The organism is Alteromonas sp. NFXS44, from assembly GCF_040148705.1.
Lineage (GTDB): Bacteria > Pseudomonadota > Gammaproteobacteria > Enterobacterales > Alteromonadaceae > Alteromonas.
Window position 1 is genome coordinate 511,234 of the sequence record NZ_JAGDEA010000001.1, and the last position, 15,319, is coordinate 526,552.

The window sequence follows — 15,319 nt, forward strand, 5'->3', positions numbered from 1 at the left end:
ATTAATCATCCGTGCGCTCATGCTCACAGGGTAAGTTGAGCAGCTCAAACGGAACCATGGAGGGAAAGTATGTTGAGCAAAAATCAGAAGTTTGGTGTCTATCTGATATCCAAATCTCTATCTTCAGATGAAGCAAGCGATGAACAGGTCATTCTGTTCAAGCATCTTTTGCAAACCTGTGGTTATGAAATCACAGAACTCACGTCCATAGAACAGTTAGAAACTACTTCCAATCAGGATCTTATTTTTTACGATGCCGCTAAGGCTAAAGAAAAAATGGAAGCGTTTTATCGTTATCAGGGCTTTGCCCGCTGGATTCTGTTTAATTTGGAACACGGCGATATCGATGAATGTGAGGCTATCATTGCAGGTGTTGAGGGAACCTTCTATACCTCTGACTCACCTGAATTATTACTGAAAGGTGTGCGGCGGCTGGCCAAAATGGATGTGTGGTTTAAACGCAACTCCATTAACGAGGCATTGCGCCGGTTGCGGCAACAAACCCGTAAAGCCAATGCAGCTATTGCACGTCCCAAAGAGTTAAATAAAATGGCTCTGCATCCCAAGCTTACCAAGCGGGAAGTAACCATTATTGAGCTGGTGGCGCAGGGTTCGCAGAATCAGGAAATCGCTGATCAGTTGCATATCAGTGTGAATACAGTAAAGACGCATATATACAGTATTTTCCGTAAAACCCATTCGAGAAACCGGATTGAGTTGCTGTCCTGGTCACAGCAATTTGTCAGCGAGTACTCCTGACACTTCAAGAATCTTACCGGGCACACTATAATCCGGCTTTTGAATTTGCCGGAGTCAGTTTGTGATCCAGAAAGATGTCATTGTAATCGGTGCGGGCGCTGCCGGATTGTTCTGCGCAGCGCAGGCGGGTAAGCGTGGCCGCGCTGTCGCTGTACTGGATCACGGAAAGAAAGTCGGGCGTAAAATACTCATGTCCGGCGGCGGACGGTGTAATTTCACCAACATGTACGCTGAACCGGCCAATTTTCTGTCTGCTAACCCTCATTTCTGTAAATCTGCTCTGAGCCGCTATACCCAGTGGGACTTCATCTCACTGGTGAGCGAATACGGCATTCCCTATCATGAGAAAACCCTCGGCCAGTTGTTCTGCGATAACAGCGCATCAGACATCGTAGATATGCTGGTAAAAGAATGTGATAAAGCCGGTGCTGAAATCGTTACCCGCTGTGACATTCTGAGTGTTGAGAAAACAGAGACCGGCTATGTGCTGAGCACTTCGCTGGGCGATTATGTTTGCGAATCTCTGGTTATCGCTACCGGCGGCCTGAGTATGCCGAAAATTGGCGCTACGCCATTCGGCTACAAAATTGCAGAACAGTTCGGTCTGAAGGTCCTGCCAACACGAGCCGGCCTGGTGCCCTTTACACTGCATGACAAAGACAAGCAGGCGCTGGAAGCATTGAGCGGCATCGCTGTCGATACGTCAGCAAGTTGTAACGACACATCCTTCCGCGAAGCGATGCTGTTTACTCACCGGGGGTTAAGCGGCCCGTCTATGCTACAGATATCGTCTTACTGGCATCCGGGGGACACCCTGCATATCGACTTACAACCTGCCATGAGCGCCGCAGAATATCTGACAGCCGCTCAACAGGATACGCCTGACGCGCAACTCTCTACGGTACTCAGTAAGTTCTATCCCAAACGGCTGGCACAAACCTTTGTCGACACCCGACAGTGGTCTAATGAACCGGTAAAACGCCTGACCCACAGTCAGATAGCAGAAATCGACAACACCCTGTCTGACTGGCAAGTCACGCCCAATGGCACAGAAGGCTACCGCACCGCAGAGGTGACGCTGGGCGGCGTAGATACAGACGAACTGTCGTCGAAAACCATGATGAGTAAGAAAGCCGAAGGCTTATTCTTCATCGGCGAAGTGGTAGACGTCACCGGCTGGCTCGGCGGCTACAACTTCCAATGGGCCTGGAGCAGCGCCTGGGCCGCAGGGCAGTATGTTTGATGTGTTTTCGCATAATAAAGTTTGTACATTAATCTATACTGGTTAAACAAAGATACAGTGGAACCAGCAACTTGCCTCGCTTCAGAGAAATAAAAACGTTCAAAGATTTTCAAAGAGCGCTAAAGAACAAATATGGTATTGGCGAAGGCGAAAACTATAAGCCTTGGCAAAGAGTTCAGGATGTCCCTTCGCAGGGAAGCAGCGCGAAAATTCAAGGTATAAAAATAGACAGAGAGCACCACACCTTGTCTGAGGGGGAGATGTAGTGGTCAAGTCATTTTGGCCACGTCGTTGTAGCTAATCCAGTAACGTTTCTCCGATTCATTGGGTGTTAAACCACCGTTGTATGAATGCGGTTTCAGTCGGCTGTAATAGCCATGAATATAATCACCAATTTTCTGCTTTGCTTCAGTAAAGTTCCGGTAGCCAGTTGTTGGAACCCACTCGGTTTTGAGACTTCTGAAGAAGCGTTCCATCGGGCTGTTATCCCAACAATTTCCCCGGCGACTCATGCTTTGTGTTAAGCGATATCGCCAGATTAGCTGACGGAATTTACGGCTTGTGTAGTGACATCCCTGGTCGCTATGGAACATCACGTTTTTAGGCTGTCCCCGATATTCGAATGCCATTGTCAGCGCCTGGCAAGTCAAGCTACTGTCCGGTGAATGGCTCATTGCCCAGCCTATTGGCTTGCGGGCAAACAGGTCGATAACCACAGCCAGATAAGCCCAGCGGTTGCCTGTCCAGATAAAGCTCACATCGCCGCACCAGACCTGATTTGGTGCTGTAACGGCGAACTGCCTGTCGAGTAAGTTCGGGATAGCAACGTGTTCCTGTGTTGCTTTCCGGTACGCATGTTTCGGCAACTGACAACTGAACAAGCTGAGCGCTTTCATGAACTTTCCAGCACGGTAACGGCTCAGCGTAACGTCATGAGACTCATCGTTCGTAATGATGTCTGATATGGTTCTCGCTCCGGCAGAGCCACCGCTCAGTCGGTGCGCTTCGCGTACCAGGCTGCGTAGCCGGATGGCTTCCGGCGATGGCCGCTTATCACGCTGTTGCCAGTATTTAAATGTGCTGCGGTGGACATCCAGTACCGCACACAGATGATTGACCGAATATCGGTGCTTATTGCTCTGACTCAGCTTCTCGATTAACGAGAGTGTTTCATGGAGTCCGACATCAACAGAGCTGAAGCCTTTTTTAATATTTCCTTTTCTAATTCAAGGCGTTCAACTTGTTTCTTCAACTCGCGGATTTCTCGTTGTTCCGGTGTCATCGGCGTGGCCTGCTTAGGCGATTTTCCATCGCGTTCTTCACTAGCTGCCGCACCCACTTACCCAACGTTGAGTAACAAACGCCCATCGCATCAGCCGCTTCTTTATGTGTATAACCCTGGTCGAGAACCAGCTGTGCAGTTTCGAGTCTGAATTCAGGACTGAAATTCGGGCCTTTCTTCTTTGCCATGTTGTCACCTAATTTTGCTATGCTGCTAATCATAGCAGCTCTAATCAGGTGGCCAAATTCACTATGCCACTACATTACTACTACTGGCAGTAGTCGTTTTCATGTTGAGCTCAAACCACGTACTGAGCGCCCTACCATCGCGCAATTTACGTATTGGGTAAAAAAGCAGTGCGGCGGCAACTTACCGAAGCGTGACCGTAAGCGTCGCAATCCCATAGAGCATAGCAAAGATTTAGCCGGGCGCACTGGCGATGCGTTTGGTACAGACGATGGCTTCGGCAAAACCTTTGAGCTGGATGAAACGCCGTTCGACGAAGAATCAGTATCGCAATTTGATGAAACCCGTCAAACCAAGATAGGCAAACCTACCTTTTATTTTGTCGTTGACCGCTTCTCGCGATACATCACCGGGCTGTATATCACTACAGAAACGCCATCGTTCAAGACCGTGCGCCAGGCCGTGTTTAATGCCGAGATAAATAAAGCGAAATTTTTAGAAGAGTATGGGTTCGAGCCCGGTGAAGTGAAGTGGGAATTCCACGGCATTCCGACGACTCTGTTTGTGGATAACGCGGAATTTCGTAATCGCAAATCAGAAGCGGCAGTGAGCGATTTGGCGATGAAAGTACAGTTCGCCAGACGCGGACGCGGCGATTATAAACCCCATGTGGAGCAACTATTTCGCGTATTCTCGCTCTGGTTTAAAGGCTTAAGTAAAGGCCAGCAATCTAAATCGTTGGCCGATATCGCTGCACAATTGGCGCGTAAGCACGCGTCACTCAATCTCAATGAGCTCTACATCATCGCTATCATTTACATTAACTATCACAACAATCATCGGCGACTCAAAGACTATCAATATTGCAAAGAAATGTTGATGGATGACGTAGCGCCGATTCCTGCGAAATTGTGTCAATGGGGGCAGCGGTATCGCCCCGGCCATACGCTGAAATATGATGAACGGGATCTCTATCGGGCGTTGCTGCCGGTGGCCGAGGTGTCGGTACATCAGCGCGGTATTTATTTTGCTGATGTGGGGCTTTGGTACAACTGTGAATATGTGCTCGAGCGTGGGCTGCAAGACAAGCTGGTCAGTCGTAATCGTGTCGTAAAGTTGCGTGCTCGCTACAACGAGAACTTAGTCGATGTCATCTTTCTTGAAACTGACGATGGGCTTAAGCCCGCGACGCTTGATGTGCGCTGCCAAGCCTTTCAGGGGCTTTCATGTTATGAAGCGACATTACAGCGAAAATCGATGGCACGAAATGATGAATTGGCCAAGGATGAGGAAATGGCGTTTGCGCTAGGCGTGTCGCAGGCCATGCAACGCATCTTAAAAAATGCTCAGAAAGAAAAGCAGCCGGGCGTCATGCCCTCAACGGCCACGCTCAAAGATAACCGAAAACTAGAAGCCATCTTGAATCGCTATGCCGACATCAATAAGTTTTTAGCCGCTGTCCAGCTAGATCACGTGCAGATTGAGCCTAACGCGCTGCCTGATAAATCGGATGCCAAAAATATTTATGATGAATTCGAGGAAGATGATGATGCCTAAACGTCGCCCAGTTTCAGTCGCAAAAGCGCACTATACTCCGTCTGATGTAGCGATGTATGCGGGTAATCCGCTGATCGAAGCGTTGCCACCTCGGCTGGGATCCAAACTGTTACGCCAACGTTTGACGGTGAAGCCCAACAGCACGCATGTGGGGCACTTAAGTGTAGGCGAGCGCGAAGAGCATATACACACGCTGTTCGACATCCGTTTGTTACCGCAGCAGCATTTAGACTTGTACTACGACATGTATTCCATGATTCGGTATGGCTACGTGCATCGCAACCCGGTACGGGCGGAAGTCGTCGCCTGGAGTTATGACATCGCCGACCCGAATGTTGAGCAAAAAGAGGTGACGCAGCCATTGCTAAACGATGCGTCGGCACCGACGGTGGCAGAAGCGTTATTTTTGACGGGCTTTTTGGGTAATGGCAAGTCAACGATGACCGAACATCTGCTGCTCAACCTCTTTCCACAAGTCATCGAGCATACTGTCGCTGACTTTGATGAACCTCAGGTTGTGTACCTAAAGGTGGATATGCCCCACAACGCGTCGCGGGGCGGATTGATCTCGCGCCTCCTTACCGAGTTAGATCGGGTGCTTGCAGCAACGTCCTATGGCGATCCGCGTTATCGGGACGTGATCAAAAAGAAAAATGGCGACCACATTAAGCTCGATGCGATGGTGGAAGTGCTTATCACAGCGTGTAATCGCCACCATGTGGGGCTATTGGTGATTGATGAATTTCAGAACGTGAAAGTCGCGTCACTGCGCTACCGCAACGAAATGCTGCAACTATTTGATGAGCTAGCGAATCAGCTTTTCATTCCCAGCATCAAAATTGGCACACCTGATACATTAATGATATTTGATAACGCCCGGCATAAGCGCCGCTTGGGCAAACCCTTTGAGTTAAACCGGCTAAACGAGCCTAAAACCTGGGAGCGCTTATTGACGATGCTGTATGACTTTCAGCCGCTGGCCCACCCCATTACGCGAAATGACAAAATTGACGCTGCTTTGTTGCATTTAACGGCGGCGGTCCCGGCGTTTGTTCTGGGGCTGTGGGAAGCGACACTGATCAAAGCCATACGTACGGGTAAAGAGAAAATTACGCTGACACTGATTAAACAAGCGTGCCGGGAACGTTTTCCGCTATTAAGTACCGCTACGCGCAATATCCATCAAAACCGCAGAGGCGGTTATGCCGATTTACTGACGGTGCAACAGTACTTAGCAGAAGATAACAACGCGTTGGCGCTCAAGCATTTAAATCAGTTTGCTGAAAAAACGGAGGTAAAAGGCGAAGCGGCCAGTGATGTGATCAAAGACATTGATAGTTCGTTTAACGCTGCTGAGCTCGATGCGAACGAGCGCAACAAGCTCCTGGATATTAAGAAAAAGTTGGTTGAAAAAAGTCAGACAGTGTTAGGCCCTCAGACTATTGAGCATAAAGCCACATGAGGTGGTTATCGTTTTACCCGGGTGAACATATCTACAGTGGCCTCATACGCTATCGCATGCGTATGGGGCAAGGTGTCATGAGTGATAAGCGATTCTTTGCACACAATCATTTGCCGTATCAGTGGTTTCGTTCGCAAGTGCCGCTTAATCACCTCATGCGCGAGACGCTGGATAGCATTGCACCGGAGTCTGATGAGCAGTTCACTTTGAGGCTGAATCATACACCGTTTGCACCCTGGTTATTGTCATTGCCCGACGGCATGGCCCCGCAAGAGCTAAAAGAAGCAAAACATCGGCCCAACACCGAAGAAAACCCGTTTCAGGTGGATCGGCGCTGGAAGTATTGTCCGAGCTGCACACAGGCGCAAAAAGCCAAATGGGGGGTGAGCTACTGGCGAGTCGCCCATCAATTACCTGGAGCACTTGTCTGCGATGAACACGGCTCGCCACTGCATAGTCATGATGCGCTACGCTATTTGAATTTCACGTTGCCTGATAAATGGGAGAGCACCAGCACCCCCGTCCCAATGATGGATGCGTGGCAAGTCAGTTGGTAGCCGTTTATTTACGGTATCGCACGTCGCCTTCAATGCAAGCCGACTTTGGGCGTGGAACTTCGCGACAGTACCTACGAAGTCTTGAAACTATCGAAACCTCTTCGACGAGGTGATCGCACGGTCGTGAATGCCTTGTTTGCGCAAATGCGCAACGATTTAGGCGAGGCGTGCCTGGCCGGGCTATTTACCGCGTATGCCCGGCAGTTTACTCGCCCGACGAACGTATTGTGGATCACGCTCTCGCCTTTCGGGCAGTCAAAGGGTCTGCGCCATCCCTTGTATTGGCTGGCTATTGTGTTTTGGCTAAGAGAACAGCTACCCGCACTCAAGGATGAGTATGAAAACGGTGTCGCTACAACCTTATGAAACGCTGTTTAGCTGGCTAAGCCGCACGCACATCCGCTATGGTGTGGGGCCCGTGGCTCGCACGTATCACGCATTGCTAGGCAAAACTAAGGTACGGCTGCACCCTTATCTTCCCCAAGGGATCCGTGACTTTTCAGCGCTTACCGATAAAGGTACGGACATATTACTCTCACAGCATACGCTGTATCCGCTGTTTCGCTTTTTTCATGCCGATGAGCAAGGGCGTCTTAAACATACGCTACTAACCGGTGAGGGCTCATCGACCCATGCGGCAAACATTCCTCATGCCCGGCTACATATCCCGTTACATCACAAATACTGTCCACTGTGCGCCCGTGAACAGCGTCAGAGGCTGGGTTTTGCCTATTTTGATATCAGGCACCAGCTTCCCGGCCTTATCGCCTGTGAGCGCCATCAGCTCACTTTGACTGGTGTGCTGTGCGGAGATGGAGCGCTAGACAGTGCCATTGCCCTACCACAAGAAAAGCGCCCGGTATCTGCGGTGTCCCTTATCACATCTGCCTTCAGTCAATTCTGTGTCGCGGTAAGCGAGCAGTGCAGTACCTCCGTGATGCAGCCCTACCAGATGGATAACTATCGCCACCTCCTTGACAGAAAAGGCTATATCACACGCCACCACCAACTGCGCTTACAGCAAGTCAAGCAGGCCTTAGGGGCTTGTTATGAGTCGTTGAAACTCGATAGGGGCACCGAGTCTCTGCGTGATTATGCGTTTTTAGGGCCGCTGCTGCGCCAGCGGACAGGGTATCCAGCGCATCCTTTAAAACACCTTCTTCTCGGGTTTTGGCTCTTTGATGGTGCGTCAACAGGGTATCAAAAGACCATTTCGCCGGTTGAGCAACAGGTGCTGCCGCTGGCGGATACCGCCAGTCTGGAGGCTAAAACGCTGGCGCTACTCAAACAACAGGTAAGTTTTGCCACGATTGCGAAACGCCTGGGTAAATCACGGTGTTATGTACGGCGTATCGCGCAGCTCAACCAGGTAAGCTATCGGCACAATGCCCTGATGTTCGATGCCCGCGTGCGGCATCGTGTGATCATTCAAGCCTTGTTAGGGCGTCATCGACGTACCATCGCCAACAACCTCGGCGTGGGAATGGGTTATGTGGAGCAAGTGATTGCAAATACCCGGGGGCTTCGTCAATGGCGACAAGTCCTCACCCACAAGCATAAACGCGTAAAGGCGATCTATGTGATTAAGCAGGCGCGAATAGCCCATCCTGATTGGCTACAAAAGGATATCAAGCAAAAGGAAAGCCAGGCGTTTTTCTACCTGTATCATCATGATCGGGAAGCGCTCAAACAGTGCCTGCCACCCCGTCGTGCGCCGACACCACCGCCTTTTGATTGGGCCAAAGAAGATATGCGACTGATCGCAGCGCTCCAGCAGCTTGCTGCGCCGTACCCACAGTCGCTAAGTGCCGCAGGCAGAGCGATAGGCGACAACGGGCACTTACGGAAAAACCTGACCAAGTTGCCGCGTACCCATGCGCAACTCGTTGCATATCAAATCATTGATAAATAATAGCTTTGTGGTCAAACCAGTCACTCTCTGATGCCGGAATCAATGACTTAGCTTTTTTTTTAAAATTGTTACTGTAAAAACCCAAAAAAGGGTCCTACAGATATAAATAAGGTAATACGAAAGAGATAACGCCCCTTAAATTGATAAGCAATCGGTGTGATAGGGCTTTTATTGGCTAATGAACAGAATGGATTTTTATCCATTTTGAGTGAGATAGGTAAGTGAAAACACCACATTGTGTAAAGCAGGCGACCTACTGGAACACGGCCAAGCGAAGCTTGGGAAAATAAGAATGGGTTGAAACCAACAAACCGCCCCCAAACCCAATTTTTTTGAGGGGGGACTACCTCAGGATGAAAAGCATGACACGTTGGACAACCACGCGTATTGATAACCACAGCCTCGCCCGTTTTATCGGTCCTCATCCTTATGTGGTGCTGTCGTGTCACGCTGCTATTCCCGCGCCTCATTTATTTCTTTTTTTACGCCTGATGCGTGAGCTCAATACACTCGGCGCAGACGATTGTGAATTTCACGTCTTTTACATTGATATTGATGAGAGAACCGGTATCCCTACGCCCCAGGTGGAAATTATAGGCGATGCCGAGAGGTCGTTTGAGATTGTGGCTAATAGGTATGAAAGGCTTTATCAACTGACAATAAAACAAAAGCCAAGCTTAAAGCTTGGCTTTTAGAACAGAAATCAACGACTGTAAGCCATTCTGGCTATATCACTACGTTCTTTCATCTCTCTTCGCAGTTTATCAGCAGTTTTGTTTAGTTCAGGGGTGATCCAACCTCGGCTCTGGTATACCTTCAGTTTCGCCGCTCGAGTAATCCTCTCTCGCTCTTTGGGATCTAGTGCTTTTAATTGTTCTGCACTGAGAACAGACATAGTTGTCATAACCGCACTCCTTCTGTTGTGCCTTCAGCATAGCAGAGTTTAAAATTATTTGCTATTCAGGCTGAATGTATAACCGTTTACGAATTAAAACTAGGTAGGGTTCAATAATGTTTAGAAAATCAGATACTTTCTCTCCGTTAAACAACAACCCATCTTGATCACGATAAATATTTACAACCCACTTAACGCGTTCCTGTTTAAAAGCTGATGTCAGAGGGATACTTAATAAAGAATGTGCAATCCCAGTGCTTTCCGTTAAATAGTATTGTCTAAGGTTTCTTTCAACGCTACCTGACCAATTTAGTGTATTTTCACGTTTGGAGTAGTGATGATAAATATCTCCGATATCCTTCAGGTATGAGTAGCTTCTTTCAGCTACTGCAATTGGCGCTCCTAACAAGTTTTGATGTTTAGGTTTCTCTTGATTTCTGACCAAAGTGAATGGGAAAGCAATTGGCTTTCTATCTGCATCAGGTATTGGCTCCGGAGTATCTGTAGCCGTTGTTAATTCGTTATCTTCTAAAATGACAATACCACTATAATCAGAAAAAGGCCCTCCGCTAAATTTCGACGCTTTTTGATGCCACCCTTCAGCATCTTCTGCTTTCATTTCGTCGTAATAAAATACTTTCATGATGTTGGCACGATACACAATTTTGTGACTGCGACGATTTCGGGCATCCCATTTATTGACTAGATCAATGAGTGTGACAAGCAAAAAACGCAAATCTTCCTTTCCGTTTTCTTTCTTTTCGAAAAATGCGGCATTGGTCGTTGAGTATGCTTGTAGAAGCTTGTTTTTCACTAATTCTCTAGACTCCGGCGTTTCTTCATTGACCGGAGGAATATCAATGTCTATGTCTTCCAATTTCCCTGAAGGCGGTAGGGTTTCATTGTGAACATCTATATCTTGCTCATCAAGCCATGAACATACTTCGAGAAGCATACTTTCCGTCATTGCCATCTGCGCTTCAAATATCTCTAACTGATTCGAAGCCTGATCGTAATTGCGAGCAAAGTATTCCAAGAAATCAGCAGGTGGAGAGGTAATAATTGATTTGAGAGTATTTTCATCTTTAGCTTCAATAGCGCTGGAACGCGCACTGAAAAGGGAAAGCAAAACTAAGAATATTACTATTGCTAACCAGAAATACCAATTTGGCGAACGCTCCCACGAGATGGGGGTAATATCTCTGATTTCACTAGAGAAAACTGATACGTATCCGCCGTAAGCCAGTGCTGCTGCCCATAACAAAACATTACATGGGGAGCTAACGATAAAGCGCTGCCATAAGGAATTAGGGCTGTAATTACGATTATAAAAACTCATCCATGAATATCCGGGGTTTTATGGCAGGAATGCCAGTTCTAATTATCTAGTTATTGATACTACCACATACTAAATTTGGTGTGTGCTCGTAAGGGAGAATACATCAACTGATGTGTGGGTTCCTTAGAACCCACATGGTTAATTTTATTGTTGAGGTGTTTGTGAAGTATTTAGCGATTCTTCAAGTTGTTCTACCTGGGCTGATAATGTAGAAATTTGCTCTCCTAGTTCTGCCAGTTTTTGGCGGCTATCTAACTCATGAGCTTTTAAATTTTTCTGTTGAGTTTCGATACCGGTTGATACCGTGTCTTGCTGTGTATCATTCTCACTTTTTTGCAATACACCATCAATCACAATCCACCATAGAAAGATTACCGCGACTAATTGCAATAGAAAGTCTGTTAGACTCCAGCCCCCTGTAAGTTCAGGATTAACAGAACGCTTTAATGCTGCTGTGAAGAGAGTGATAAGCCCAGACGCTATAAAAACGCATGTGAAATTTTCTGCCATCCACTTCAAAGGCTCATCTACAAGCCAAAATACTAAACCTAAAAAAACTCCAGCCAAACCTGCCGAATCGAGAACAGCACTTTTAACGAGCTGCATAAATTTGTATACACCGTACCAAGAAGACTTAGGAATGGTGGGGTTTTGAGAAAACATACTGCATCCTTTTATTACTCTAATATAAACAGGTGGTTATTCTTATTTTTTCAATCCAGATGTCAGGGTGAAGCGGTAATAATTCTTCACTCAAATTTCAGTATCAACATTCTAAACAGATACAAAGTTGCAGTATCCAAGAAAATAATGACGAACAGGTACTCAGTAGGTCGTTAGTGGCAATCTTTACACGACAATGCGGTTGTAAACCTATTAAACATAATGTCTTTTTATGCGCCATTAGGCCCAAAATCGCGGTTGGAGGTTCATTTCCCCTGAACGTGCCAGTTATCGCACGTTTCGCAAACCGTCACCGACGACCCACAGGCGTTGCCCCAAGAAACGCAATGGATGCTCAGCGCTGGGATGGCGCATTCGTGATAAGCTCCAAGTCTAAGGGGGAGCACATTTGCTTAAACCGTGAAGCGCTCCTTTCCCCCAACGGTGCGTATGCCAAACGATAATGGAGCTTGAGTAGCATGACAATCCCGGGAGCCCAGGCGCGGCTGGCGCAAATCGTCGAAGCGCTGGCGCGATTGGAAGAACAAAAAACGGCGTTGCTTAATGAACGTAGTGCGCTTTTGCAACAAAGCATGGCGCATCAAGCACAGTACTTTAGTCAATCTGAGACACCCGAGGCTAAGGTTGCCCTGTTTAAGCAATACTTTCGCGGACGCGAAGATGTCTACCCCTTCCGCTGGGAGTCTCAGCGAGGCAAAGCCGGATACAGCCCGTCCTGTGCCAATGAATGGCAAGCTGGGATCTGCAACAAACCCAAAACGGCATGTTCAGAATGTGCCCACCAAGCCTTCCATCGCTTTGATGACAGTGCCATTAACGCCCATCTTCGAGGGCAACGCACGATTGGGATCTACCCGTTAACGGCGCAAAATGAATGTTACCTGTTAGCGTTTGACTTCGATAAAACGGACTGGTTTGAGGCAATATCGGCACTGCGAAACGTGTGTGAGTCACTGTCTATTGACTACTTAGTTGAGCGTTCCCGTAGTGGACAAGGCGGCCATTTGTGGCTCTTTTTTGAAAAAGCGACAGAGGCAAAATCCGCACGCCAATTGGGCACAGCGCTGCTCAATCTGACCATGGACACATATCCGGCCCTTAACTTTGACTGCTTTGACCGCATGTTTCCTAACCAAGACGCCTTACCCAGCGGCGGGATGGGGAACCTCATTGCATTACCGTTACAAAAACAGCCTCGCTTGTCGGGGAACGCCTGCTTTATTGATGCTGACGGAGGCGTTGTCGAAGATCAATGGCAAGCACTGGCGGCGACGGGCAAACTATCACCTGACACTATACGGCAACTACTCGAGCGTCTCGCCGATTACGTGGACGTGGAACCGCAAGTCGGCGAGTTAAAACCCTGGGAAAAATCGACGACCCTTAATACGCCCAAAATTGACGACTGCCCCGCGACAATCGACATCGTTGTGGCTGACAAGCTGTATATTGCTATTGCGGTTTTACCCAACAAACTGGTCGCGACCTTAAAGAAGTTAGCGGTGTTTGCCAATCCTGATTTTTTTAAACGCCAGGCGATGCGATTTTCAACGATTGGCGTACCTCGCTATCTGTGTGCGGCGCACATTGAATCGGGCTATCTGCACCTGCCCAGAGGACTAAAAGGACAAGTTGAAGCGTTACTGGAACAACAGGCTTGTACTATCCGATATCAGGATAAACGCTATGCTGGTCAGCGACTCCCGGCCCTGCGTTTTGAGGGCACGCTTCGCAGCCAGCAAGCGAAAGCGCTAAAAGCCTTACTGGAGAATGAACATGGACTGGTCATTGCGAATACGGGGTTTGGTAAGACCGTTGTTGCACTGGCATTAATCGCCAAACGCGCAGTCAATACATTGGTATTAGTGCACAATAAGGCGCTGGCGGAACAATGGATTGAGCGATGCAAGATATTCCTCAAAGACGCTGAGATGGGCTTCCTCTTAGGCGGAAAGACTAAATTAAACGGACGAATAGACGTCGCGACGTATCAAAGCCTGATCAGTAGAAATGGCATTGATATTCATGACAAAGTAGATAGCTACGGGCAAATTATTGTCGATGAATGCCATCACATTCCGGCCTCAAACTATGAAACGTTGTTAAAGAACGTCGCGCCTCAATTCCTGGTTGGTTTTACCGCGACGCCCAAAAGACAAGATGGGTTGGAAAAGCTAATGTATTTTCAACTTGGGGCGGTGTTATTTGAGTCTAAACCAGAGTCGGTAAAATTCAGTCAAACGGCCTATGGCTGTGATACCCAAATCGCCTTTCCTCCGTCTTGGGTGGATGGTTCGGTGCCGGTAAAAATCACCCAGATGTATCAATACCTGCAAGACAATGCGTCTCGAAATCAGCTCATCACGCGCAGCATTGCCCAGGCAATAGAAGCCAAGCATCAATGTCTGGTGCTCAGTGAACGTAAAGAACATATTGCAATACTCAGCGAGCAATTAAATACACAAGGTATCAATACTATTGAGCTGCATGGTGGCGTGAGTACTAAGATCCGTAAACAGCGGATTGAACGATTCAGAAGGGATTACCTGAAAGGACTGTCATCATTGCGACGGGTAAATATGTGGGGGAAGGCTTTGACTTGCCTTATCTGGATACCTTGTTTTTGGCCCTCCCAATTTCATGGAAAGGGATTGTGGCCCAGTACGCTGGCCGTATTCAGCGTCACTACCCGAATAAAACAGAAGTAACGGTGCACGATTATATTGATGATTTTCCCATGCTACAGAGAATGTGGAAAAAGCGTGCTAATGGATATAAGGCCGTTGGGTATAGTGTCAAAAGGATCGGTAGCGGCAAAACTGACAAGCTTCTTTGACCCAGAATGCTAATCCATGTTTATCTAACTGGCTGCATAATTCGAAGTGTACTCCGTGGTATTTTTAATTCTTTTCTCGTTGATACCTACGATACATTAACCCTAATCATGAGTCGTTAATCGGCTCGCCAAGATAGCTAGCGCTGCTTGTTGATTGAGATACTGTGACGGCAAGTCCACCGAGCGGGCAATGAAACCGGTAGGCACATGCAGGACTTCTACCCCGACATGGGTGGCAGCCAAGCGGGTGATCGACGATGGGATGACCGTAAAGACCAAATCAGCGGAAAATGACGACATCGGTATGTTCTTACTATCGCATGCGCTCGACCGTCAGGCCGTGGGCCTGGGCGAAGGCTAGGACTTTGCTTTCGGTCGCGACCACATTGTGCTGATAGCGACAGCAGAAAGCAATCCAATGTTGTTCGGATTTGAAGACAGCTCGCACATCATTCAAGCCATGATCAATGCCATATTGGGTGGTATCGATGGGCACAGCCTCATGGGCGTGAAAGTGTTCCCGCGCAAATTGGGTCAGCAGATCGCGAGGCTCCGTGTCTGCATCCACCTTCCATACATAATTGCAATATACAGTCATGGTGTCTCC

The 15,319-nt window shown here is 48.0% G+C and carries 12 protein-coding genes and 1 pseudogene; 8 read left to right on the top strand and 5 right to left on the bottom strand.

The window, feature by feature from the left end; translation table 11 throughout:
- Nucleotides 1-69 precede the first annotated feature (69 nt).
- Nucleotides 70-759: a helix-turn-helix transcriptional regulator gene (locus J3369_RS02210; RefSeq protein ID WP_349583291.1), complete on the top strand. Its 690-nt coding sequence runs from the start codon at nt 70-72 to the stop codon at nt 757-759.
- A gap of 61 nt (nt 760-820) precedes the next feature.
- A complete protein-coding gene (locus J3369_RS02215; RefSeq protein ID WP_349583294.1) occupies nt 821-2,002 on the top strand; it encodes a BaiN/RdsA family NAD(P)/FAD-dependent oxidoreductase in 1,182 nt (393 codons plus the stop codon).
- A gap of 269 nt (nt 2,003-2,271) precedes the next feature.
- Here J3369_RS02215 and J3369_RS02220 read toward each other — a convergent pair.
- Nucleotides 2,272-3,472, bottom strand: a pseudogene (locus J3369_RS02220) (IS3 family transposase).
- On the opposite strand from J3369_RS02220, the gene J3369_RS02225 reads away from it, so the two are divergent.
- The 5 genes from J3369_RS02225 to J3369_RS02245 all read left to right on the top strand — a co-directional run bounded on the left by J3369_RS02225 (nt 3,471) and on the right by J3369_RS02245 (nt 9,653).
- On the top strand, nt 3,471-5,027 hold the full coding sequence (locus J3369_RS02225; RefSeq protein WP_349583297.1) for a TnsB C-terminal domain-containing protein: 1,557 nt from the start codon (nt 3,471-3,473) through the stop codon (nt 5,025-5,027). The pseudogene J3369_RS02220 and the gene J3369_RS02225 sit on opposite strands and share 2 nt — an antisense overlap.
- Nucleotides 5,020-6,489 (top strand): TniB family NTP-binding protein, encoded by a 1,470-nt coding sequence (locus tag J3369_RS02230; RefSeq protein ID WP_349583300.1) that lies wholly within the window; start codon nt 5,020-5,022, stop codon nt 6,487-6,489. The genes J3369_RS02225 and J3369_RS02230 overlap by 8 nt, the downstream gene beginning before the upstream one ends.
- Nucleotides 6,486-7,046 carry a TniQ family protein gene (locus J3369_RS02235; protein WP_349583303.1) on the top strand — a complete coding sequence of 187 codons (561 nt, stop codon included), beginning with the start codon at nt 6,486-6,488 and terminating at the stop codon, nt 7,044-7,046. Before J3369_RS02230 ends, J3369_RS02235 begins: the two co-directional genes overlap by 4 nt.
- Before the next feature lie 337 nt (nt 7,047-7,383).
- Nucleotides 7,384-8,958: a TnsD family Tn7-like transposition protein gene (locus J3369_RS02240; RefSeq protein WP_349583306.1), complete on the top strand. Its 1,575-nt coding sequence runs from the start codon at nt 7,384-7,386 to the stop codon at nt 8,956-8,958.
- Between the two features lie 362 nt (nt 8,959-9,320).
- Nucleotides 9,321-9,653 (top strand): hypothetical protein, encoded by a 333-nt coding sequence (locus tag J3369_RS02245; protein WP_349583308.1) that lies wholly within the window; start codon nt 9,321-9,323, stop codon nt 9,651-9,653.
- 8 nt (nt 9,654-9,661) lie between these two features.
- On the opposite strand, the gene J3369_RS02250 is transcribed toward J3369_RS02245, so the two are convergent.
- The 3 genes from J3369_RS02250 to J3369_RS02260 all read right to left on the bottom strand — a co-directional run bounded on the left by J3369_RS02250 (nt 9,662) and on the right by J3369_RS02260 (nt 11,855).
- On the bottom strand, nt 9,662-9,862 hold the full coding sequence (locus J3369_RS02250) for a hypothetical protein (protein ID WP_075607545.1): 201 nt from the start codon (nt 9,860-9,862) through the stop codon (nt 9,662-9,664).
- 52 nt (nt 9,863-9,914) lie between these two features.
- Nucleotides 9,915-11,192, bottom strand: coding sequence for a hypothetical protein (locus J3369_RS02255; RefSeq protein WP_349583311.1), 1,278 nt, complete (start codon nt 11,190-11,192; stop codon nt 9,915-9,917).
- Between the two features lie 144 nt (nt 11,193-11,336).
- Nucleotides 11,337-11,855 (bottom strand): hypothetical protein, encoded by a 519-nt coding sequence (locus J3369_RS02260; RefSeq protein WP_349583314.1) that lies wholly within the window; start codon nt 11,853-11,855, stop codon nt 11,337-11,339.
- Nucleotides 11,856-12,334: 479 nt separating this feature from the next.
- Here J3369_RS02260 and J3369_RS02265 point away from each other — a divergent pair, with 479 nt between their 5' ends.
- The gene (locus tag J3369_RS02265; protein ID WP_349583317.1) at nt 12,335-14,584 is read left to right on the top strand and encodes a TOTE conflict system archaeo-eukaryotic primase domain-containing protein; all 2,250 of its coding nucleotides are present in this window, start codon (nt 12,335-12,337) and stop codon (nt 14,582-14,584) included.
- Between the two features lie 441 nt (nt 14,585-15,025).
- On the opposite strand, the gene J3369_RS02270 is transcribed toward J3369_RS02265, so the two are convergent.
- Nucleotides 15,026-15,310, bottom strand: coding sequence for a hypothetical protein (locus J3369_RS02270; RefSeq protein ID WP_349583319.1), 285 nt, complete (start codon nt 15,308-15,310; stop codon nt 15,026-15,028).
- Nucleotides 15,311-15,319 lie beyond the last annotated feature (9 nt).